This is a genomic window from Pseudomonas sp. PB120 (assembly GCF_009761815.1).
In the GTDB taxonomy this organism is placed as follows: Bacteria; Pseudomonadota; Gammaproteobacteria; order Pseudomonadales; family Pseudomonadaceae; genus Aquipseudomonas.
In genome coordinates this window covers 1-22,060 of sequence record NZ_RWIN01000156.1, presented here as the reverse complement: position 1 = coordinate 22,060, position 22,060 = coordinate 1, and the positions used below count along the sequence as shown (strand labels likewise).

Genomic DNA, 22,060 nt, shown 5'->3' with positions numbered 1-22,060 from the left:
CGGAGACACAGTCATGAAAAACGAACTGCCAATGACGGACGTTGCTCCCGCTGAAGGACTCAGCCCCCACCAAACCACCTTTCGCCTTGGGCGTGCACTGGACACCGGCCTGCGCTGGCTGACCGAGGGCAGCGCGGCGCTGCTGGTGGTCATCGAAGTCACGCTGCTGTTCTGCAACGTGTTCTCGCGCTACGTGCTCAACCAGCCGATTGTCTGGGGTGACGAACTGGCTTCGCTGCTGTTTCTCTGGCTGGCGATGCTCGGTTCGGTGGTGGCGATGCGGCGTGGCGAACACATGCGCCTGACGTCGTTCATTGGGCGGTTGCCGGTGGAAAAAAGCGCCTTTGTCGACACATTGGGCGCGGTGATCGTCATCAGCTTCATCGGCTTGCTGTTCACGCCGGCCTGGGAGTACGTCAGCGATGAGTGGATCATCACCACCGCCGCCCTGGAAATCCCCAACGCCTTTCGCGTGTCGGCCATCGCCGTCGGCCTGAGCCTGATGCTGATGACCTGCGTCGCACGGCTGTTGACCAGCGCGCGCCTGATCGACTTCTCGGTGTCGGTGGCGATGCTGGCGTCTCTCGGCGGATTGCTGTGGGCCGCGGAAGGCTGGATGTTGCTGATGGGCAACTGGAACCTGGTGATCTTCTTCATGATCGGGGTCATGGCCATGATCGTCATCGGCGTGCCGATCATGGTCGCGTTCGGCCTGGCCACCGTGGCGTACCTGTCGACCATGACCAGCACGCCGCTGACCCTGGTAGTCGGGCGTATGGACGAAGGCATGGCGAGCCTGATTCTGCTGGCCATTCCGCTGTTCGTGTTCTTGGGCGCGTTGATCGAAGCCATGGGCATGGCGCGGGCGATGATCCGTTTCCTCTGCTCGTTGATCGGCCATGTGCGGGGCGGTTTGTCGTATGTGCTGATCGGGGCGATTTACCTGATCTCCGGCATTTCCGGCTCGAAAGCGGCTGACATGGCGGCCATCGCGCCTGCGCTGTTTCCGGAAATGAAGAAACGAGGCGAGGACGAAAACGAACTGGTGGCGATGCTCAATGCGTCCGGTGCCATGTCCGAAACCATCCCGCCCAGCCTGGTGCTGATCACCATCGGCTCGGTGACGGGCGTGTCGATCTCGGCCCTGTTCACCGGCGGTTTCATGCCGGCGGTGGTGGGTGCGATTGCCATGGCGGCGGTGATCTGGTGGAAAAACCGCAAGGGCGAGGCCTCCACCGGCAAACGCGCGTCGGCCAAGGAAATCGGGCACTCGCTGCTGGTCGCGCTGCCCGCGCTGGCCCTGCCCTTCGTGATCCGCACGGCCGTGGTCGAAGGCGTCGCCACCGCGACCGAAGTCGCCGCCATCGGCGTGGCGTACACCTTTATCGTCGGCCTGCTGTGCTATCGCTGCTTCGACTGGCGCCGCTTGTATCCGATCCTGGTCAGCACCGCGTCGTTGTCCGGCGCGATCCTGATCATCATCGGCAGCGCGACCGCCATGGCCTGGGCACTCACCCAGTCGGGCTTCTCGCATCAATTGGCGCAGGTGATGGCGACGGTGCCGGGCGGCGCGATGGGCTTCCTGATCATCTCGGCCGTAGCGTTCATCCTTCTCGGCAGTTTCCTGGAAGGCATCCCGGCCATCGTGCTGTTCGGGCCGCTGCTGTTCCCGATTGCCAAAACCATGGGCATCAACGACGTGCACTACGCGATGGTCGCCATCTTCGCCATGGGCCTCGGCCTGTTCGCGCCGCCGTTCGGCGTGGGTTTTTACGCCGCCTGCGCCATCGCCAAGGTCGACCCCAGCGGCGCGATGCGTCGGGTCTGGCCGTACCTCGGCGCCCTGGTCGTCGCCCTTGGGGTGCTGATCGCCGTGCCGTGGATTTCCATCGGATTCCTGCCCACTGCCTGAATCAATTTTTGTCCTTCACACACGAGGTTGCTTATGAATTTCTCCACGCTGGAAAGCGGCACATCCACCGAACGCCAGTTGATCGTCGACCGCGAGCGCACCATCTCGTTCCTGGGCGAAGACCTGCGCATCTACGCCACGCCCCGCCTGGTGGATGACATCGAACAGACGTGCCTCGACTACCTGCTCGGCTTCCTCGATGACGGCGAAAACACCGTGGGCGCGGCGGTCGACATTCGTCACGTCGGGGCCACCTTGCTGGGCATGTCGGTCAGCATCGTCGCCACGGTCACCCGCATCGATGGCCGCAGCGTCACCTTCAACGTCGAGGTGCGCGATGACGTCGAGCTGGTTGCCACGGCGGCGCACACGCGGGTGGTGGTGAACGTCGCCAAACTGCGCAGCCGCGTCCAGGCCAAAGCCGTGGCGGCTGCCGCCGGGGAAGTCGAAGACGGTGTGCTCAGCCCGTCGCAATTCACCGCGTCACGCTGAGCGAAGGGACGACGACATGATCACCCTGCATGAGCGCAACGGTTTGCCGAACTTCGCCGCCGAGGATGCACTGCCGGTTGTCGACGCTCACCATCACCTGTGGGACCTGGGCAACGGTCGTTATCCGTGGTTGCAGGACGAATATCACGAGGACTTTTTCCTCGGTGACTACCGCAGCCTGTGCCGTGATTTCCTGCCGGAACATTTCCTAGCCCTCACCGAAAAACAAAAACTGGTGGGCACGGTGCACGTCGAAGCCGAGCGTGCGCGGGATGAGCAAGTGGCCGAAACCCGTTGGCTGGAACAGGTGAATGCCCGCTACGGCTTTCCGAACGCGGTGGTCGCCCACGCCTGGTTTGATCGCGACGACAGCGCCGAGATTCTTGCAGCCCAGGCGGCACGGCCGTTGGTTCGGGGTATTCGTTCGAAACCGGTCACCTCGGCATCACCGGATGTGTGCATTGCCGGGGCCAAGGGAACGATGCAGGACCCGAAGTGGCTGGAGGGGTTTTCGCGGCTGGCCGAGCATGATTTGTCGTGGGACCTGCGGGTGCCGCCCTGGCACCTGGTCGAGGCCGCCGACGTGGCCGCGATGTTTCCGCACATCCGCATCGTGCTGAACCACACCGGCTTCGCCTGGGATCGCAGCGCCGAAGGCATGGCACGCTGGCGCCAAGGCCTGGAAGCCCTGGCGATGCAGCCCAACGTGCACATCAAGCTCTCGGAATTCGGCCTGAAAGACTCGCCGTGGCGCTACGACGACAACCGGGTGGTGGTGCTCACGGCGCTGGAGATTTTCGGGCCGCAGCGCTGCATGTTCGCCAGCAATTTCCCGGTGGCCGGCTTGCGCGCCTCCTACGACACGATTGTCGAGGGTGTTGCCGCCATGCTCGCGCCCATGGGCCGTGCCGTGCAGGAAGCCGTGTTCGCCGGCAACGCACGGCGCTTTTATCGCCTGGAGCCACACCATGAATGACGTATCGGCCATCGACTGGCGCGCGCGTTTCCTGGCCAGCGGCGAAGACGCGGACCTGCCCATCGTTGACGCTCACCAGCACTATTTCGATATCGAAAACCATTACTACCCGTGGCTGAACGACCGTCCGTTGCGACCGTTCCGTTACGGCGATTACTCGTCGATCTGCCGCAATTTTTTGCCCGGCGACTATCACCGATTGGCGGGTCACCATCGCGTGGTGCACACCGTGGTCATCGAGGGCGAATGGGACCCGACGACGCCATTGGAGGAAGTGCGGTTTGTCGAGTCGCTGGCTCAGAGCGAACCCACTTTGGCCGCGATGGTGGCGCAGGTCTGGCTGGACCGCGAAGACGCGTCCGAGCTGCTGCGTCACTACGGCCATCACCCGCTGGTGCGCGGCGTGCGCCACAAACCCGCCGTGACCGGTCGTGAAGCCTGGCGCGAGGATTTTGTCGCCCCCGGTTCGATGCGCGATCCACGTTGGCGTGAGGGCTACGCGCAACTGGCGCAAAACGGCCTGCACTTCGAATTGCAGGCGCCGTGGTGGCATCTGCCGGAAGCCGCCGAGCTGGCCCGGGACTTTCCCGACGTGACGCTCGTAATCAATCACACCGCGCTGCCCGCCGACCGTTCCGAAGCAGGCCTGTCCGGTTGGCGGAACAACCTCGCGCTGCTGGCTAAGGAGCCGAACGTCGTGCTGAAAATTTCCGGCATTTGCATTCCTGGCCAGGCATGGCCCGTCGAGGCCAACCGCGTGGTGGTGAACGACGCGATCTCGATTTTCGGTGTCAGCCGCTGCGCGTATGCCAGCAATTACCCGGTCGATGGCGTGGTGAACAGCCTCAGCGAAGTGTTCGACGGTTTCAAGACCATCGTCCGCGACCGCTCGCCCACGGATCGGCTGGCCCTGTTTCATGACAACGCCCGGCGCATCTACCGGCTCGCTTGATCTCTATTTGAACTGCTCATCAGGAGTCCACCATGTTTGAAGTTTCAGGCCACAACTACATCGCCGGCGGCCGTTCGGCGCAAGGCTCGACCACCCTGCACAGCCACGATGCGAACACCGGCGAAGCTTTGCCCTATCGTTTCCATCAGGCGACCGTGGAAGAAGTGAATGCAGCCGCAGAAGCGGCAGCCGCGACATACCCGACGTTTCGCAACCTGTCCGCCGCTCGCCGCGCCGCTTTTCTCGATGCCATCGCCACGGAACTCGATGCGCTGGATGAGACGTTCATCGCCCTGGTGTGCCGGGAAACCGCCCTGCCCGCCGGACGCATTCAAGGTGAGCGGGCCCGCACCAGCGGCCAGATGCGCCTGTTCGCCACGATGTTGCGCCGGGGCGATTTCTACGGCGCGCGCATCGACCGTGCGCTGCCGGACCGCCAACCGTTGCCGCGCCCCGACCTGCGTCAGTACCGCACCGGGCTCGGTCCGGTCGCCGTGTTCGGTGCCAGCAACTTTCCGCTGGCCTTCTCCACCGCCGGCGGCGACACCGCTTCCGCCCTCGCCGCCGGTTGCCCGGTGGTGTTCAAGGCCCACAGCGGCCACATGGCAACGGCCGATTACGTCGCGGATGCAATCAGCCGCGCCGCCCGAAAAACCGGGATGCCTGACGGCGTGTTCAGCCTGCTTTATGGCAGTGTCGGTGAAGCGCTGGTCAAGCACCCGGCCATTCAGGCAGTCGGCTTCACCGGATCGTTGCGTGGCGGCCGAGCCTTGTGTGACATGGCGGCCGCTCGCCCTCAACCGATCCCGGTGTTCGCCGAGATGAGCAGCATCAACCCGGTGGTGCTGATGCCCGACGCGCTCAAGGTACGGGGCGAAAAAATCGCCGCCGAGTTGAGCGCTTCTGTGGTGCTGGGTGCCGGCCAGTTCTGCACCAACCCCGGTCTGGTGCTGGGGATTCGCTCGCCGGAGTTCACGGCCTTCCTCGATCGCTTTAGCGGTTTGATGAGTGAACAACCGGCGCAAACCATGCTCAACGCCGGCGCGCTGAAGAGCTATTGCCACGGCCTGGACAACCTTCGGGCGCACCCCGGCATCACGCACCTGGCCGGCGCCGAACAACAAGGCGATCGGGCGCGGCCGCAAGTGTTCCAGGCCGACGCGAGCCTGTTGATCAACGGTGATGAATTGCTCCAGGAAGAAGTGTTCGGCCCCACCACCCTCGTGGTGGAAGTCGCCGACCACGCTGAACTGATCCAGGCATTGCATGGTTTACGCGGGCAATTGACCGCCACGCTGATGGTCGAAGAGACGGAGCTCGATACCCTCGGCGACGTGCTAGCCCTGCTGGAACTGAAAGTCGGACGGGTGCTGTTCAACGGATACCCCACCGGCGTGGAAGTCTGCGATGCCATGGTTCACGGCGGGCCGTACCCGGCCACGTCGGATGCGCGCGGCACCTCGGTCGGCACGTTGGCCATCGACCGTTTCCTGCGGCCGGTGTGCTTCCAGAATTGCCCTGATGGCTTGTTACCCGAGGCCTTGAAAAACGCCAACCCGCTGGGCATCGCCCGACTGGTTGACGGCGTCAGCAGCCGCGACGCGCTGTAACTCTCAGCCAACCGGTTTCAACTGACACCCACCGTCAGCCACACCCTCCGCGCCTGTTGAACAACAGGCGTCGGATTCGCTCGTCCCAAAAACCGCTTCACCCACACAACAACAAAAACCGAGGAAGTCGCATGCACGTTCAACGTCACCCGAAACAGCGCTTTTGCAAACTGATGCTGGCCGTTACCGCCGCCGTGATGATCAACACGGCGGTCATCCAACTGGCCGTTGCCGAAACCACTCCCACCGCGACGACAGCGCCCATGCAATGTGCCACTGAAGCCACACCGCGCTACACCAAAACCCCCACCGGTTACCTGATGGTCCTGCGCATGGGCGACAACGCGTTCAAGGAACTGACCAAACTGGCCATCGCCGAAAAGATCCCGAGTGCCTCCATCAGCGGTATCGGCTTTGGCAACGTGAAGTTCGGGTTCTGGAACAAGGATAAAAAAGACTTCGACGCCAAGACGCTTAACAGCGTCGAGATGGCCAGCATCACCGGCTCCGTGGCCTGGAAGAACGACCAGCCTTCGATCCACATGCACGGCGTTGCCGGTGACGCCACGTTCCAAGCCTACGGCGGCCACATCCTCGACTTTGAAGTCACCACCGGCTCGATGGAAATCACGGTCATCGTCCATCAGCGCCGGCTCGAACGCGGCATCGACCCCTGCATCGGCGCCAACGTATTAGGGATCTGACCCAGGCGCTTCACGCTCCCGCCGGCACAGTCATTTGCCGACACCCGCCACGGCGGGAGCCACCACCATTGAGCATTCGCGGACACGTCCGCTCCCGACTTCAAACTACAAAAATAAATGGGGCGATACACATGCGCAGCAACAGAACCGCTTTAACCTTCGCACTGGGTGCCGTGGCACTGAGCACTCAGGCACACGCGGACTTCCTGAGTGACAGCAAAGCCACGCTGGGGATGAGGAATTTCTACTTCAACAACGACAACCGCGATGGCACCGCCGCACCGTCGAAAACCGAAGAATGGGCGCAGGGTTTCATGCTCGACTACAAGTCGGGCTACACCGCTGGCACGGTGGGATTTGGTGTCGATGCGTTGGGGCTGATGGGCATCACGCTGGACAGCGGCAAGGGACGGCACGTCGGCAGCAGCATGATTCCGTCAGACAGCGACAACAGCGCTGTCGACGAATGGAGCCGGCTGGGCCTGACCGGCAAAGTCAAAGTGTCCAAGACCGAACTTCGCCTCGGCACATTGATGCCCAAACTGCCGATCCTGGTGTCCAACGATGGCCGTCTGCTGCCGCAGACATTCGAAGGGGGCCAGGTGACCTCGGCCGAGTTCAAGGACCTGACGCTCTCGGGCGGCCGTCTTGAACACTCGACCGGCCGGGCCTCCAGCGATCAAACCGGCCTGGCCGCCACGGGCGGCACCCGTGAAAGCAACGCCTTCGACTTCGCCGGGGGCGACTGGAAAATCACCAAGGATTTGACGGCCCAGTATTACTACGCGCACCTCGACGACTATTACACGCAGCAGTTTTTCGGGCTGATCCACACCTTGGCGATCTCGGACAATCAATCCCTGAAAACCGACCTGCGCTACTTCAAGACAGATGCTTCAGGGGCGAACAGCTCGGGCACCTCCGGCTACAAAATCAGCGGCTTTACCGAGCACGGTGATGGCGAGATCGACAATCGAACGTGGAGTGCCGCGCTGATTTACACCCTGGGTGGCCACGCCATCACGGGCGGCTATCAGAGTGTGTCCAGTGGCAGCGGCTTCACGCAGCTCAATCAGGGCGGCCTGCCAGACAAGGGCGCCGCCGGGGTCAGCCTTTATCTGTACACCGATCGTTTGATTCAAACGTTCACCCGCGCAGGCGAACGCACGGCGTTCGGCCAATACGCCTACGACTTCGCGGCGCTGGGCGTGCCCGGCCTGAAAGCGTCGGTCATGTACCTCAGCGGGGACAACATCAAGACGGTGTCCGGCGACAACCAGAAAGAGTGGGAGAGAGACATCAGCCTGGATTACGTGCTGCAGTCCGGAGCGCTCAAAGGGGTCGGATTCGGATGGCGTAACGGCAAATCCAACAGCGAGGCAGCCCGCGATCAGGATCAGAACCGCTTGATCGTGAGTTACAGCATTCCGCTGCTGTAATAACGCGTCACACGCTGGCCCGTCAGTGATCGCACTGACAGGTCGGCCTTCCGCCGCCGGTTATTGCACGCGATTGCGCCCGCTGCGTTTGGCCAGGTAGAGCGCATCGTCGGCACGGGTCAGCAGGGTTTCCAGCGTGTCGCCCGGTTTGGACAGGGCCACACCAAAGGACGCCGCGATGGTGTCGAGCACCGTGTCGGTGCCTCGCGCCTTGATCCGCAACGACTGGATTTTCAGGCGCAGTTGTTCGGCAAACGCACGGGCCGTGTCCAGATCGTTGCATTCATGCATCACGACGCAGAACTCTTCACCGCCATAACGTGCCGCCACGGCGTCGGGCGGCAATGAGTTGCGCAGCACCTGCCCGACGTGTTCGAGCACGCGATCGCCCAGCGGGTGGCCGTATTCATCGTTGAATTTCTTGAAGTGGTCGATATCCAGCATGACCAGGGCGACTTTTTTCGGCGCCTTGCTCAAGGCCTGTTCCAGCACCCGGTTGAAGGAGTTTCTGTTAAGCAACTGGGTGAGGCCATCCAGCGATGCGGCCAGGCTGGCTTGCTCGAGTTTTTCGCGCAGGGTTTTGATTTCGTTTTGGGCGGAGCGCAACTGGAAGAGGAACAGGGCTTGCTGATCCTGCATCAGTTGAGTGCTTTGTTGCAGCTCGTTAAGGATCGTCGGGAGGCTCTTCTCGACCGGCGAATCGAGCATTTCCAGGCAATGCCCAAGGCTGTTCTGGTAGTTGAGGCTGCCGCTGACGCTGCGCGAAACGTCCCGTTCCATGCCGTCGACCAGGTTGATCGCCTGTTGTTGCCCGACCCGGGCGTCTTCCAGTTCGTCGCGAATGATGTATTCGCGGAACAGTTTGGTGGCCGATTCAGGCGGAAAACTCTCGAAATCCCGCACCACTCGATCAATGTGACGGTTCAGTTCGGGGTTCGCCCCCTTGCTGTAGGTGTACCAGAGCGCGTAGTGCACCGGGTTCGGCGGAATATTGTGACGAACCATCAGCGGCACCGCCTGCTTGAGCAACGCAGCCGCTTCGCGGGTGTCCTCGGGGTATAGCGCTAGGGCCGTTGCGCGTTTCTCTGACTGGTTCATGCGGTCACTGTTAGTCATCGGGAAAACGAAAGTAAATGGAGCATAGCCTTACTCAATGCAAACAGCCATTTACTTACACAACTTAATCCTAAACCTTAAGTGTGACCGTTGGGTACAGCGCAGGATGAAAAAAATCGAACTGGCACGGAGCCACTAGTGTCATAGTGGGAACTGCAGGAGAACTTAATGCCCGGCCTCAAACACTTTCAAATCACCTACTGCCTACACGCCAATGCGCAGGTGTTTGTGCAATTCGACTCGCACATGAGTGATGAAGACGCGTGGTACTACGCGTGCCTGCATGCCGGTATCGGGCTCGCCTATGCACAAAACATTTCCGACCAATCCCACGCGACGCTGCGCGAGCATGCCGAGCGCTGCGGCTTGACCGAGGTTAAATGGCGCGCGTTACCGTAACAACCTTCACTCAAGTGCCTTTGCGCAGCAACACGGCAAAGGCTTTTTCCGGGATCAGCGCTTTCAGAATGCCCAGGCCCGCAACAATGATCAGCGCCCCGACGCCGAAGGCAGAAACACGCTGCCCCCACTCAAGTTCGTCGCTGGTCCCCGCCATGATGGCGGTCACACCCAAGCCCAAGAAGATCACCAGAAGAAAGGCTGCAATCAGCCAGACCTTGATGAACAGAATCCGCCAGCGCCATGTGGTGCGCCTGACGGGAAAAGGGGTTTGAGCGTTTTCGCCTGGCATATCCATCGCCTCGTGTGACTCCATGGCAAAAGCCCGGCTCGGCGGCCGGGCGAACTGCACAGATAGTCCCGCACTTTGGGCTCTGGTTCAATGGCATTGCGCCATATCCCTATGCGATCGCAAAAACAAATGTAGGAGCGACCCTTTGTGGCGAGGGAGCTTGCTCCCGCTCGGCTGCGAAGCAGTCGCAAAGCTTTTGGGGCCGCTTCGCGACCCAGCGGGAGCAAGCTCCCTCGCCACAAAGGCTCGCTCCCACAGGGAGTGGCATCAAGCCTGGTGTTGCATCAACAACACTTCGGCCCTGCCTTGCTGCCGTATCGAGCTTCCTGGCGTTCCCGGAAGAACGCCTCGTAACTCATCACCGGTTTGTCCGGGTGTTTGCTTTGCATATGCTCGACGTAGTTGTCGTAGTCGGGCATGCCGACCATCAGGCGCGCGGCCTGACCGAGGTATTTACCGAGGCGACTCAGGTCATTGAACATGGGCACCCTTCTCCATCAAGCCTGTGGCACGGCCTGGAATGGTGCTTCTTTATCCGTACGTTCCTTGGTGCCCCAGGCGGCGATGCCGACTTTGAGCGCGAAGAACAGAATGCTGAAGACCACGAACAGGAACAACGCCGTCAGGGTTGCGTTGGTGTAGGCGTTGTAGATCACGTGCTGCATCTGCGTGATGTCCTTGGCCGGCGCGAGGATCTGACCGTTGGCCAGCGCATCGCTGTACTTCTTCGCCAGGGCCAGGAAGCCGATCGCCGGGTTGGCGTCGAACAGCTTGATGAAGCCGGCGGTGACGGTGCAGATCAACAACCATACCGCGGGCAGCATGGTGACCCAGACGTAGCGCTGGCGTTTCATTTTGATCAGCACGACGGTCGCCAACATCAGCGCGATACCGGCCAGCATCTGGTTGGAGATACCGAACAGCGGCCACAAGGTGTTGATGCCACCCAATGGATCGATCACGCCCTGGTACAGCAAGTAACCCCACATCGCCACACAACCGGCGGTCGCGATCAGGTTGGCCGGCCAGGAATCGGTACGGCGCAGTGCCGGCACGAAGGAGCCGAGTAAATCCTGGAGCATGAAGCGACCGGCGCGGGTACCCGCATCAACCGCCGTCAGGATGAACAGCGCTTCGAACAGAATCGCAAAGTGGTACCAGAACGCCATGGTGTTTTCACCCGGCAGGACGTGGTGCAGGATCTGCGCGATACCGACCGCCAGGGTCGGGGCACCGCCGGCACGGGCCAGGATGGTGGTCTCACCGATGTCCTTGGCCACCGCTTGCAGCGCATCCGGGGTAATGGCAACCCCCCAGCTGCTGACGGTTTGTGCAACCGAAACAACATCGGCACCCACCAGGGCCGCCGGGCTGTTCATGGCGAAGTACACGCCTGGCTCGATCACCGACGCGGCAACCATGGCCATGATGGCGACGAAGGATTCCATCAGCATGCCGCCGTAACCGATGTAGCGGGCATGACCTTCACTGGCCAACAGCTTCGGCGTGGTGCCGGAAGCAATCAGCGCATGGAAACCCGAGACCGCGCCACAGGCGATGGTGATGAACAGGAACGGGAACAGACCGCCCTTCCATACCGGCCCGGTGCCGTCGATGAACTGGGTCAGGGCCGGCATTTTCAGGTCGGGCATGGTGATCAGAATGCCGATGGCCAGCGCGACGATGGTGCCGATCTTGAGGAAGGTCGACAGGTAGTCACGGGGGGCCAGAATCAGCCACACCGGCAGCACGGCCGCCACGAAACCGTAACCGATCAACATCCAGGTGATCTGGATGCCGGTGAAGGTAAAGGCCTTGGCCCAGACCGGATCAGCGGCAATCTGCCCACCGAGCCAGATCGAACCCAGCAGCAACAGCACGCCGACCACGGAGATTTCACCAATGCGGCCCGGGCGGATGTAGCGCATGTAAATGCCCATGAACATCGCAATCGGGATGGTCGCCATCACGGTGAAAATGCCCCATGGGCTTTCGGCCAGGGCCTTGACCACGATCAGCGCCAATACAGCGAGGATGATGATCATGATCAGGAAGCAGCCAAACAGCGCAATGGTGCCGGGGATGCGACCCATTTCTTCACGGACCATGTCCCCCAGGGAGCGACCGTTGCGGCGGGTGGACATGAACAGGACCATGAAGTCCTGAACCGCACCGGCCAGCACCACGCCGGCAATCAGCCACAGCGTGCCGGGCAGATAGCCCATCTGCGCCGCCAGGACTGGACCAACGAGCGGGCCCGCGCCGGCGATAGCCGCGAAGTGGTGGCCGAAGAGCACATGTTTATTGGTCGGCACGTAGTCCAGGCCATCGTTGTTGATGACCGCGGGCGTGGCACGATTGGGGTCGAGTTGCATCACCTTGGTGGCGATGAACAGGCTGTAATAGCGATAAGCGACGAGATAGATAGCGACGGCTGCGACTACGATCCAGAGGGCGTTGATCGCTTCGCCGCGGCGCAGGGCCACGACACTTAGCGCAAACGCTCCAAGGACAGCCACGGCAAACCAGGCGAGGTGTTTAGCCAGACGGGGCATAGCGTGTCTCCTGCCGACAGCCAGTGACTGCGGCGGTAATTTTTATAATTGTGTCCGCTGGGCGGAGCTGGCCCACTATCCCCGCATGGCGTCTACAAAAAAATCCGCGTTACTACGTACGTGCGCTCTACGTAGTTCTACGTAGAAAACCCCGATCTGTCTGTTGAAATACAAAAGCGTATCTTTGGCATATGATGCCGGCCCTTCGCCCTCCTTCGGTCCGGTCAGGAGCACAGATGCAGCTCAAACACAAAATCGTCGCACTCGGAATCCTGCCACTGGTCCTGGCGATCGCGGTCATTTGTGCGCTGGTCATTTCCCTGAACCGGCAACTCGGCGATCAACAGGCGCAGCTGATCGAAGACAGCATCCTGGCCAGCAAGCGCGCCGAACTGAAAAACTACGTGGAAATGGCGCAGAGCCTGATCGCGCCGCTGTACGACGATGGCCACGGTGACGCGCACGCCCAGCAACAAGTGCTGGAAGAACTGCGCAAACTCAGCTTCGGCATCAATGGCTACTTTTTTGTCTACGACCATGAAGGCCGCAGCCTGATGCATGCGCGCCAATCGGAACTGGTGGGCCAATACCTGTGGGACATGAAGGACCCGCATGGCCTGCCGGTGATCCAGGCACTGCTGAAAAGCGCGGAATCCGGCGAAGGTTTTCAGCGCTACGCCTGGAACAAGCCCTCCTCCGGCCAGGTCACCGACAAGCTCGCCTACGTGGTGATGCTGGATCGCTGGGGCTGGATGCTCGGCACCGGCATCTACCTTGAAGACGTAGAACGCGCCACCCAACAGGCACGCGACGAAGTGGCCCAGGGCATCCGCAAAACCATGCTGGCGATTGCCGTAGTGGCGCTGGTCGCGGTGCTGTTTGTGTTCGCCAGCGGCATGACACTGAACGTCAGCGAGCACCGTCTGGCCGACAAAAAACTGCAGCGCCTGACCCAGCGTATTGTCAGCTTGCAGGAAGAGGAAAGGACGCGAGTGTCCCGTGAATTGCACGACGGCATCAGCCAGGTGCTGGTCTCGATCAAATTTCAGTTCGAACTGGCCAGTCATGTGCTGGAAAACAGACAAGACCACGACAAGGGCCTGGGCATATTAAGAGAAGCCACCGAGCGCCTGGGCGACGCGATTGGCGAGGTGCGCAGCCTTTCCCATGACTTGCGCTCGTCGTTGCTCGACACCCTGGGGCTGCCCGCGGCCATCGGCCAACTGGCGGCGGAATTCGAGCAACGCAGTGGCCTCAAGGTGACCTTCAACGACAATGAATTCGACTGTCACCTGGTCGACGGTGCCGCGGTCTCGCTGTTTCGCATCGTGCAGGAGGGCCTGACCAACATCGAGCGTCACGCCCAGGCTAAAAATGTCGACATTACCCTGCACGGCTGTGAAGAATCCGTGCGCCTGACAGTGGTCGATGACGGTATCGGTTTTAACGTCGCCCAGGTCGAGCGTCGCCACGCGGGCATCGGCCTGCGTAATATTCGTGAACGTGTCGAGCATTTCGGGGGTCGCTTCGACCTGATCTCCATGCCCGGCAGAAGTGAGCTGGACGTTTGGCTGCCGATGAAAACGCCCGGCGTAAAACGCTGACTCGCCCCCAACAACAAGAGTGATTGCCTGCGATGAACCTGCCCCACCCCATCCGCGTCGCCCTGGTCGACGATCACGCCCTGGTTCGTGACGGGATCAAAGCCTTGCTGGCGGTCATGGCCCCTCTGGAGGTCGTGGGCGAAGCCGAGAGTGGCGCCGACGCGATCGAGATGGTCGGACGCTGTAAGCCCGACCTGCTGTTGGTCGACATCAGCCTCCGGGACATGAACGGGCTTGAACTGACCCGCGTGTTGCGCGCGCAATACCCGACGCTCAAGGTGTTGATGCTGAGCATGTACGACAACAACGAATACGTGAGCGAGTCCGTTCGCGCGGGGGCCAGCGGCTACGTCTTGAAGAACTCGCCGTCACGGGAAATCATCGCCGCGATAGAAGCCATCGCCAGCGGCGGGACGTTCTACAGCGCCGACATTGCCCAGCGGCTCATCGCCGATAAAAGCACCGACAACGAGCTCACACCGCGTGAAAGCCAGGTGCTGTACAAAATGGCCCAAGGGCTGAACAACAAGGAAATGGCCCGCGAACTGGACATCAGCGTGCGCACGGTCGAAACCCATCGCCTGAGCATCCGCCGCAAACTCAACATCGACAAACCCGCCGCGCTGGTCAAATACGCGATCGATCACGGGATCATTTCGCGCTGAACGGCTGCCCCCGCTACAAATCAAAGCTTTTAATACTGTAGGAGCGAGCGAGCTCGCGAAGAACCCGAGAGCGACGCGCTCATCCAGGGCGCCCACATCATCGTTAACGCCCATCGCGAGCGAGCTCGCGCCTACAAAAAACTGTAAAACCCGGGCAAAAAAAAAAAATCCCAGGCAGCTGATGGACGCCTGGGATTTAAAAATGCATAAACCGTGGTGGTGAACGCGGCGCGGATATTACGGAATGTTTCCCGCTGTAACAAGATATTTTTATTCACCATCCAGTTACTAAGTTTTCTAACCTCTTATATATCCACACAATTTTAATGGGCACTAGAGAAACCAGCGATATTCCCGCGCATTGATTTCCTGCATGAACGCCAGATGATCCTGGCGTTTGTTCTCGCAATACACCTCGACAAACTCGGCCCCCAGGCCCTCGCGCAGCAGTGCATTGCTTTGCATCGACCGCACGGCCTCGAGCATTTCCGTCGGGAAATCGATGCCGCTGCCGCGATCTTCGTTCAGTGAAGCGATCGGCTCACGGCCCGCCTCAAGCCCTTGCTCCAGACCAACCAGAATCGCCGCCAGCACCAGATACGGGTTGGCATCGGCACCCGCCAGGCGATGTTCGATCCGCAGGTTTTTAGCGTCCGACTCCGGAACGCGCAAACAGGCATCCCGATCTTCAAAGCCCCAACTGGCGCGTGTCGCGACGTTCACCGTGCCGCTCAAACGGCGCATGGCATTGTGATTAGGGGCGAAGATCGGCATGCAATGCGGCAAGGCTTCCAGGCAACCCGCCACCGCATGGCGTAATGGCCGCTGGCCGTCGGCCGCCAACAGGTTATTGCCGGCCTCATCGTAGAGGCTCACATGCACGTGCATGCCACTGCCCGGGTGCTGCAAGTATGGTTTGGCCATGAAACTGGCGCGGTAGTTGTGCTTTTGTGCCACACCGCGCGTGCTGCGGCAAAACAGGGCAGCCCAGTCGGCGGCACGCAGGCCATCGTCGAGGTGGCCGAAATTGATCTCGAACTGGCCCGGGCCCAACTCGGCGGTGATCACCGTGGCATCAATGCCTTGTGCCCGCGCACTCTCGACCATGTCATCAAGCACCGAGGAAAACCGCGACAAGCGTTCGATGTGCATGTTCGGCTGATCGTCTGGATCGTCCGTCAGCGGGTCGCGGGGGAATTGCGGCAAGCCGTCACGCAGCTGCCGATCGAACAGATAGAACTCCAGCTCGAACGCCACCACCGGGCAAATACCCTTACCCCGCAACCGTTGCAGCACCTGGGCCAGCACTTCTCTCGGCTCGAACTCAATGGGCTTTTCAGTGCCATCGGACGTGATCAGCATCTGCCCCAGCGGTTGTTTTTCCCAACTCACTGGCTTGAGCGTGCCGGGCACCAGGCGGCGCGGCGCGTCCGGATCGCCGTCGTTGAAGCAGTAGTCACCGATTTTGAACAGCCCACCCTGGGTGCCGAGCAATACGCAGTTTTGCGGCAACTTGAGGGCGCTGCCTGCGGCGACCTTCTCGAGCATTTCAATCGGGTAGCGCTTGCCGTAGAAATGCCCGGGTATATCCAGCGCAATCAGGTCGACATAACGCACATCGGGGTAGCGCTGGCGAAACGCGCGAACCTCGGCAAGCAGATCAGAGCAAACAGCTTCCATCGTTGGTGTTCCTTGTTGTCTTTATCAGGTGTAGACCCAGAGCACTCGGGCCAGCCGGTCCGAGAGGTTGCCGTAGCGGCAATGGGTATGACTGGCCAGCTGAAAACTGTCGCCGGTGCGCAGCGTCACCGGCTGATCGTCATCGAGCCACAGCGTCAATTCGCCTTCCAGGACGTAGCCGCCCTGCTCCGAGCTGTCGTTCATGTGCCGGTCGCCGCTGCTGGCGCCGGGCTCCAACTGGCTTTCAAGCATCGAAAAGGACGCGCGCATTTTCGGCGACACGAGGATGTCGGTGATCCCGTCGGCGTAGTACAGCGTGCGCCGCTCATCCGGCCGGGTGACCCATGGCAATGCCATGGGTTTAGGCAGGCTGTAGAAATAGGTGGTCGGCACGCCCAGGGTTTCGCTGATGGCGGTCAGATCCGCCACGGTGGGACGAGACAACCCGCGCTCGACCTGCGAGAGAAAACCGACGGAGCGGCCGATTTTGTCCGCCAGTTCCTTCAGGGTGTATTTTTTGTGTTTGCGCAGGTCCTGGATCAGGATCGCCAACGCCGATATTTCTTCTTGCATGTCCATGCACGGGCTTCCAGAAATAGATACTTCAAATGCTGTCGCGTAACCGATACCAGGCCTTGCCGATGGCCTCCAGCGGTGCCGCCATGTATTTGCCACCGGGAAAACGGTCGTTGACCAGCGCCTGGTACAAGGCCAGTTCGTCTGTTTGACCGAGTATCGCATCGGAGACGGCGCGCGCCGCGGCCAGTGTCGGCAGCACCCCGTGCCCGGAGTAACCCTGCAGCCAATAAAGCGCACCGCGTCGACCGATGTCCGGCGTACGCTTGAGGGTGAGGTCAATGTGCCCGCCCCAGGCAAAGTCCAGCCCGACACCCTTGAGCTGGGGAAATACCCGTTCCAGAAACGGCCGGGTGGCGGCCGCGATGTCCTTCGGCATCCCGCCCAGATAGGTGCAGCCGCCGCCGAACAGCAGCCGGTTATCCGGCGTACGGCGGAAATAATCGAGGACAAACTGATTGTCGGTGACGCACACATTGCTCGGGATCAGCGCGTTCGCCTGTGCCTGAGTGAGTGGCGCGGTGGCCACCTGATACGTGCCGACCGGCAATACGCAGCTCGCCAGTTGCGGATCGAGCTTGTCCAGGTAGGCGTTGCATGCGAGCACCAGGACATCGGCGCGAACCCGCCCGCGCTCGGTATCGACCACGTAGTGATCGCCCTCCTCGCGATAGCTCAACGCTTTGCTTTGTTCATGAATTCGCCCACCGGCGCGCTCAATCGCGGCGGCCAGGCCCAGCGCCAGTTTCAGGGGGTTCAGATGCCCGCCTTCGGGATCGAACAGCCCCGCCTGATAACGGTCGCTGGCGACCCATTCCGGCAACTGCGTACGCGGGATGAACTGCAGGCTGTCGTGCCCCCACTTGTGGCTGGCTTCGTGTTGCCACTCGGTCAGCAGGCTCACCCGGCGCGGCATGACCGACGTCCAGAGGTGCCCGGGCCGATAGTCGCAATCGAATTCATGACGTCCGGGCAATGCGCGCAGCTCCTGCGCCGCCCAACGCATGCTGTCCCACAACCGCCGCGCGCGTTCATGACCCAGCGCGGCTTCCAGCGGCGGCATGTCGCACGACCAACCGAGAATGGCCTGACCACCATTGCGCCCCGATGCCGCCCACGCGACCCGACTCGCCTCCAGCACCGTCACGCGCTTGCCGGCCAACGCCAATCGCAACGCCGTGTGCAAGCCACTGAAACCGGCGCCGATGATCAGCACTTCGGTTTCGTGCTCACCTTCCAATGCCGCGCGATCCACCAGGCGATCAGCGCAGGTGTGAGCGTAGTAACTGGCAACATGCTGGGTTGAGTGCTGAAACATACGGGCCTCATGAAATTTTATACTTATAATTTCATGAAAAAATACACACTATATTTCACGCCTGCAACTGTTCCAGACGCAAAAAAAATCCCGCCGAGGAAAACCTGGGCGGGATTTTGCTTAAACAGTCAGAAGCGATCAGGCAATCGGGATCAAAGGATCGGCCGCGGCCCACGCTGTTTCACGATTGGCGACCGGAGGATAGATCCACACCGTGTTGATCTGCGTCTTCAACGACTTGCCTTCCTGCTTGACCAGCTTGACCTGGCGATCCCAACCCTCGGTGTACACCGCGCCCCAGGCGCCAAGGTCCAGGCAGGTCACGTACTTGGGCTGGCTGTACGGCGTCGGGTCCACACCCAGGATCTGCGCGGCCACGTTGTTACCGGCATGACGCCCCAGCACGATGGCGTGCTGGCAGGTCATCAACGCGTAGTTGCCGATGTCGTCAGAGGCGGCGTAAGCCACGTCGCCGGTGGCGAAGATGTCGTCCTGACCGATGACTTTCAAATGGCCGTCCACGTGCAGGCGTCCGAGCTTGTCGCGCTCGCCAGGGATCTGTTCGGTCAGCGAGCTGGCCCGTACACCGGTGGTCCAGACCACGGTTTTGGTCTCGATGCGTTGACCATCGGCCAGGGTGACGCCGTTTTCATCGACCGCCACGACCGAAGACTTCAAACGCCATTCCACGCCGGTTTCGGTGCTGGCCTCGGCGATTTTTTCAGCGATTTCGGCGCCCATGGAGCCGCCCACTGTGTCGCCGCGATCCACGATGATCACCTTGATGTCGGCGCGATCACCGAGAATGGCACGAAGGCGTGTCGGCATTTCAGTCGCCGTTTCAATCCCGGTGAAGCCACCGCCGGCCACCACGACGGTGTTGCGTGCAGAACTTTCTGGCAGGTTGACCAAGGACTTGAGGTGATTTTCCAGGCGCACGGCTTGTTCGATCTGGTCGACGTCAAAAGCGTGCTCGGCCACGCCAGGGGTGTCTGGCAGAGCGAGACGGCTGCCAGTGGCCAGAACGAGTTTGTCGTAGCTGGCCACTTGCGGTTGGCCGGACGCATCGGTGTAGCCGACGGTTTTCTTGTCCACGTCGATGGTCTCGGCGGCACCTTTGATGAACTTCACGCCCACAGCATCGAACAGTTCGCCAATCGGTGCGGCCAACTGATGAGCGTTCGGTTCGTAGAAGCGCGGACGAACACGCAACTCGGCCTGAGGCGCCAGCACAGTGACTTCAACGTCGTTGTGACCATGGATGTCGAAAAGACGCGTGGCGCTCAACGCCGTCCACATGCCACCGAAACCTGCGCCGATTACCAGGATTTGCTGTTTCATTTTTAACTCCAGGAAAGACCGAGTGTTGAATGCGTTGAGGTCATGCGCCTCGGCAGGAAGATTGCCGTTGCCGACCGAACAACTACGACTCTATCGATCCGAGTTATAACGCACAACTCTTTTTTTACGAATGGCTGTCATCTCCGCCGTCAATTCGTCCGAACAGCGCCATAAATGCAGGCTCATAGAGAATGGCCCTGAGGAATCAAAAGCATGGGAAAACAGGCATTTCGTTGCTTGGCGCACGGACCGCTGTTAATATTTACGACAACATTAGTCGGAGATAACGATGTCTCTTTATAGCGCGGGCGTTGAGTACGGCATTCATTGCCTGATTTTTCTGGTGGGCAATTGCGGCGATACCCGTGAAGCGAGTGTGCGCGACCTGGCCGAGCTGCAAGGCGTGCCTCTGGATTACCTGGCAAAAATCTTCACCAAACTGGCCAAGGCAAAACTGGTGGTGGCCACCGAAGGCGTGCGCGGCGGGTTCAAGCTGGCCCGGCCGGCGGATGAGATCAGCGTTCTGGACATCGTCAACGCCATCGATGGCCAGAAGCTCATTTTCGATTGCCGGGAGATTCGGGGGCGTTGTGCCTTGTTCGAAGGCAACACCCCCGACTGGGCAGTGGCCGGCCCCTGCGCCGTTCATGCGGTCATGATGACCGCCCAGAAACGCATGGAAGACGCCCTCGCCCAGCAGACCATCCTGGACCTCGCCAGAAGGGTCGGCAGAAAAGCCCCGGCGGAGTTTGGCGCGAAGGTCGACCACTGGATGAATGATCGACGGGAAAGGAAAAGCGCGTCAGGCGCACCCGCCAGTGACGAGGCGTTGATCCAGGTCACCGAAATCGCCGACTGACTCTACAGACAGTCCCGGACTGCTTTGCGCATCGCCGCCGACTTCGCCCAGGGTGGCCCCTGATACAGCGAGACCTGGCTGCCGTCCTTCGATTTCACGATGTCGAGAATCTCGTCCGCCGTGATGATGCTCGGCGCGGTGATCCTGTAGCCATTGGAGATGGTGGATTGCGCCGTTTTCGGAACCTCCTGCTGCCAGGCCGGCAGCACGCACGCCGCGTACTCCTTCGGCGGCTTTTCGCTGTGCTTGCTGACATTCGGCTCACCCGGCACCAGCGAAGCGGGCAACGAACAACCCGCTAGCAGTGCCAGCAACACGCCCCCCATCAACATCCGCATGACACGTCCTTATTCCTTAAAAAGGAAAATGTAGCGTGTCGTTGCCCGGACATCCATTCGCGGTATCGATTTAAGGGTTAGCGCTGTTTTCCCCGGGCTCGGCGTATGACCGCGTATTGAGATAGGTCATCCATCGTTCATAGGCCTCATGTTGCCATTGAGTCACCCGTTCCCATTCCGGGCCGTTGAGTTGATGAGCCGAAATCAGCTTCATCATGGCCGAGGTGGCCGCGTCCAGATCGACGATCAGCTCGTGTGCGTGGAACCTGAAGTCATCGGTAGTCGTCATTTGAGGCTGCCCCACCCTGGCGAGAAGTTGCTACCCCACTACGACAGCACGCTTGCTCGTTCGCCTGCAGATTCCCGACCAATGGCAGCTCTTTTGGATCAGACGAACACAACGCCTCGCCTGCGAAATGGGACTAATCTTGGGTAGCGGAAATTAGCAGGAGATCACCATGCGACTTAACGAACTTGAACAAGAATTTCGACGCGACCTGCAAGGCGTGGCATCGGATCTTCGGTGGTCGGCGGTTGAGTTGTTGCGTTTATCAGAGCAATTGCGTCGGGCCGGAAATGATACGGACGCCGAGGCAGTGATGCGACTGTGTGACCTGTTTCAAGGAGATGAAGAACGACTGTCAGGCTACGCCGAAGAAATCAAGGCGCGGGCCATCACTCGAACGAAACCTCATTAGCGGGAGCGTTTGCCATGAACAAGCCCCTGTTTGCGTTGATGGTTGTCCTGTCAGCGGCGGCGGGTTGCAGCAGTGAATCACGGCTTTATGGAGATCAGCCGCTGGTGGCCAAGGTCGAGAATGGCATGACCAAGGAGCAGGTTCAGCAGATTGGCGGCCAGCCGGTATCGATCTCTGATCGCGAGGTTGAGCCTGGTACGTGTTTCGATTACAAGCTGATCAAGAGCGGGCACAAGCAGGCGTTCAATGTGAGCTTTGATGATCGGGGCCGGGTTGATCACAAGAGTTTCATGACCTGTGCGGAGTGGAGTGCCGTGCAGCAGAAAGCCCGGGAGCCTTCGCGCAGTTCTGGGGGAGGTGGTTATTAGATTGCGGGCATATCCGTTTCTGCGTAACGGCTGCCAATGGTTTAGCCCTTACGGTGATTTTCTGGCGTACACATTCCCCTGTGGGAGCCAGCCTGCTGGCGATGGACTTCCAGACAACGCGATCATCCAGACTGGGCGCGTTATCGTTGACGTCCATCGCCAGCAG

General features: G+C 60.7%; 23 protein-coding genes. 13 read left to right on the top strand and 10 right to left on the bottom strand.

Annotated elements, in window-relative coordinates; translation table 11 throughout:
• The first annotated feature begins 13 nt into the window (after window positions 1–13).
• From EJA72_RS28315 to EJA72_RS28285, 7 genes are all read left to right on the top strand, one after another.
• Complete coding sequence (locus EJA72_RS28315; protein ID WP_157715168.1) at window positions 14–1,912, top strand: TRAP transporter large permease subunit; 1,899 nt, start codon at window positions 14–16, stop codon at window positions 1,910–1,912.
• Between the two features lie 33 nt (window positions 1,913–1,945).
• Window positions 1,946–2,404 carry a thioesterase family protein gene (locus EJA72_RS28310; RefSeq protein WP_157715167.1) on the top strand — a complete coding sequence of 153 codons (459 nt, stop codon included), beginning with the start codon at window positions 1,946–1,948 and terminating at the stop codon, window positions 2,402–2,404.
• A 16-nt stretch (window positions 2,405–2,420) separates the two neighbouring features.
• Window positions 2,421–3,380: an amidohydrolase gene (locus tag EJA72_RS28305; RefSeq protein WP_157715166.1), complete on the top strand. Its 960-nt coding sequence runs from the start codon at window positions 2,421–2,423 to the stop codon at window positions 3,378–3,380.
• Window positions 3,373–4,332: an amidohydrolase gene (locus tag EJA72_RS28300; protein WP_157715165.1), complete on the top strand. Its 960-nt coding sequence runs from the start codon at window positions 3,373–3,375 to the stop codon at window positions 4,330–4,332. The genes EJA72_RS28305 and EJA72_RS28300 overlap by 8 nt, the downstream gene beginning before the upstream one ends.
• A 32-nt stretch (window positions 4,333–4,364) precedes the next feature.
• On the top strand, window positions 4,365–5,942 hold the full coding sequence (locus EJA72_RS28295; protein WP_157715164.1) for an aldehyde dehydrogenase (NADP(+)): 1,578 nt from the start codon (window positions 4,365–4,367) through the stop codon (window positions 5,940–5,942).
• Between the two features lie 131 nt (window positions 5,943–6,073).
• Window positions 6,074–6,646 carry a PPC domain-containing DNA-binding protein gene (locus EJA72_RS28290; protein WP_157715163.1) on the top strand — a complete coding sequence of 191 codons (573 nt, stop codon included), beginning with the start codon at window positions 6,074–6,076 and terminating at the stop codon, window positions 6,644–6,646.
• Window positions 6,647–6,777: 131 nt separating this feature from the next.
• A complete protein-coding gene (locus EJA72_RS28285; RefSeq protein ID WP_157715162.1) occupies window positions 6,778–8,085 on the top strand; it encodes an OprD family porin in 1,308 nt (435 codons plus the stop codon).
• Window positions 8,086–8,145: 60 nt separating this feature from the next.
• Here the strand turns inward: EJA72_RS28285 and EJA72_RS28280 are convergent, their stop codons facing one another.
• Window positions 8,146–9,183: a GGDEF domain-containing protein gene (locus EJA72_RS28280; protein WP_157715161.1), complete on the bottom strand. Its 1,038-nt coding sequence runs from the start codon at window positions 9,181–9,183 to the stop codon at window positions 8,146–8,148.
• A 186-nt stretch (window positions 9,184–9,369) separates the two neighbouring features.
• Here EJA72_RS28280 and EJA72_RS28275 point away from each other — a divergent pair, with 186 nt between their 5' ends.
• Window positions 9,370–9,600: a DUF6555 family protein gene (locus EJA72_RS28275; RefSeq protein WP_157715160.1), complete on the top strand. Its 231-nt coding sequence runs from the start codon at window positions 9,370–9,372 to the stop codon at window positions 9,598–9,600.
• Window positions 9,601–9,610: 10 nt separating this feature from the next.
• On the opposite strand, the gene EJA72_RS28270 is transcribed toward EJA72_RS28275, so the two are convergent.
• From EJA72_RS28270 to EJA72_RS28260, 3 genes are all read right to left on the bottom strand, one after another.
• On the bottom strand, window positions 9,611–9,898 hold the full coding sequence (locus EJA72_RS28270) for a hypothetical protein (RefSeq protein WP_157715159.1): 288 nt from the start codon (window positions 9,896–9,898) through the stop codon (window positions 9,611–9,613).
• A 278-nt stretch (window positions 9,899–10,176) separates the two neighbouring features.
• A complete protein-coding gene (locus EJA72_RS28265; protein ID WP_157715158.1) occupies window positions 10,177–10,374 on the bottom strand; it encodes a YbdD/YjiX family protein in 198 nt (65 codons plus the stop codon).
• Window positions 10,375–10,389: 15 nt separating this feature from the next.
• A complete protein-coding gene (locus EJA72_RS28260; RefSeq protein ID WP_157715157.1) occupies window positions 10,390–12,447 on the bottom strand; it encodes a carbon starvation CstA family protein in 2,058 nt (685 codons plus the stop codon).
• Between the two features lie 236 nt (window positions 12,448–12,683).
• Here EJA72_RS28260 and EJA72_RS28255 point away from each other — a divergent pair, with 236 nt between their 5' ends.
• The gene (locus EJA72_RS28255; protein WP_157715156.1) at window positions 12,684–14,051 is read left to right on the top strand and encodes a cache domain-containing protein; all 1,368 of its coding nucleotides are present in this window, start codon (window positions 12,684–12,686) and stop codon (window positions 14,049–14,051) included.
• A gap of 32 nt (window positions 14,052–14,083) precedes the next feature.
• Window positions 14,084–14,716, top strand: coding sequence for a response regulator transcription factor (locus tag EJA72_RS28250; RefSeq protein ID WP_157715155.1), 633 nt, complete (start codon window positions 14,084–14,086; stop codon window positions 14,714–14,716).
• Between the two features lie 333 nt (window positions 14,717–15,049).
• On the opposite strand, the gene EJA72_RS28245 is transcribed toward EJA72_RS28250, so the two are convergent.
• The 4 genes from EJA72_RS28245 to EJA72_RS28230 form a co-directional block, all read right to left on the bottom strand.
• Window positions 15,050–16,396, bottom strand: coding sequence for a glutamine synthetase family protein (locus tag EJA72_RS28245; RefSeq protein ID WP_157715154.1), 1,347 nt, complete (start codon window positions 16,394–16,396; stop codon window positions 15,050–15,052).
• A 24-nt stretch (window positions 16,397–16,420) separates the two neighbouring features.
• The gene (locus EJA72_RS28240; protein WP_157715153.1) at window positions 16,421–16,975 is read right to left on the bottom strand and encodes a helix-turn-helix domain-containing protein; all 555 of its coding nucleotides are present in this window, start codon (window positions 16,973–16,975) and stop codon (window positions 16,421–16,423) included.
• 25 nt (window positions 16,976–17,000) lie between these two features.
• Window positions 17,001–18,290, bottom strand: coding sequence for an FAD-binding oxidoreductase (locus EJA72_RS28235; protein ID WP_157715152.1), 1,290 nt, complete (start codon window positions 18,288–18,290; stop codon window positions 17,001–17,003).
• A 138-nt stretch (window positions 18,291–18,428) separates the two neighbouring features.
• Window positions 18,429–19,631 carry an NAD(P)/FAD-dependent oxidoreductase gene (locus EJA72_RS28230; protein ID WP_157715151.1) on the bottom strand — a complete coding sequence of 401 codons (1,203 nt, stop codon included), beginning with the start codon at window positions 19,629–19,631 and terminating at the stop codon, window positions 18,429–18,431.
• A 289-nt stretch (window positions 19,632–19,920) separates the two neighbouring features.
• Here EJA72_RS28230 and EJA72_RS28225 point away from each other — a divergent pair, with 289 nt between their 5' ends.
• Window positions 19,921–20,490: an Rrf2 family transcriptional regulator gene (locus tag EJA72_RS28225; protein WP_157715150.1), complete on the top strand. Its 570-nt coding sequence runs from the start codon at window positions 19,921–19,923 to the stop codon at window positions 20,488–20,490.
• Window positions 20,491–20,492: 2 nt separating this feature from the next.
• Here EJA72_RS28225 and EJA72_RS28220 read toward each other — a convergent pair whose 3' ends face one another.
• The gene (locus tag EJA72_RS28220) at window positions 20,493–20,828 is read right to left on the bottom strand and encodes a hypothetical protein (protein WP_157715149.1); all 336 of its coding nucleotides are present in this window, start codon (window positions 20,826–20,828) and stop codon (window positions 20,493–20,495) included.
• A 70-nt stretch (window positions 20,829–20,898) separates the two neighbouring features.
• On the bottom strand, window positions 20,899–21,117 hold the full coding sequence (locus EJA72_RS28215) for a hypothetical protein (RefSeq protein WP_157715148.1): 219 nt from the start codon (window positions 21,115–21,117) through the stop codon (window positions 20,899–20,901).
• Window positions 21,118–21,286: 169 nt separating this feature from the next.
• Here EJA72_RS28215 and EJA72_RS28210 point away from each other — a divergent pair, with 169 nt between their 5' ends.
• A complete protein-coding gene (locus EJA72_RS28210; RefSeq protein WP_157715147.1) occupies window positions 21,287–21,526 on the top strand; it encodes a hypothetical protein in 240 nt (79 codons plus the stop codon).
• A 14-nt stretch (window positions 21,527–21,540) separates the two neighbouring features.
• The gene (osmE, locus tag EJA72_RS28205) at window positions 21,541–21,894 is read left to right on the top strand and encodes an osmotically-inducible lipoprotein OsmE (protein WP_157715146.1); all 354 of its coding nucleotides are present in this window, start codon (window positions 21,541–21,543) and stop codon (window positions 21,892–21,894) included.
• Window positions 21,895–22,060 lie beyond the last annotated feature (166 nt).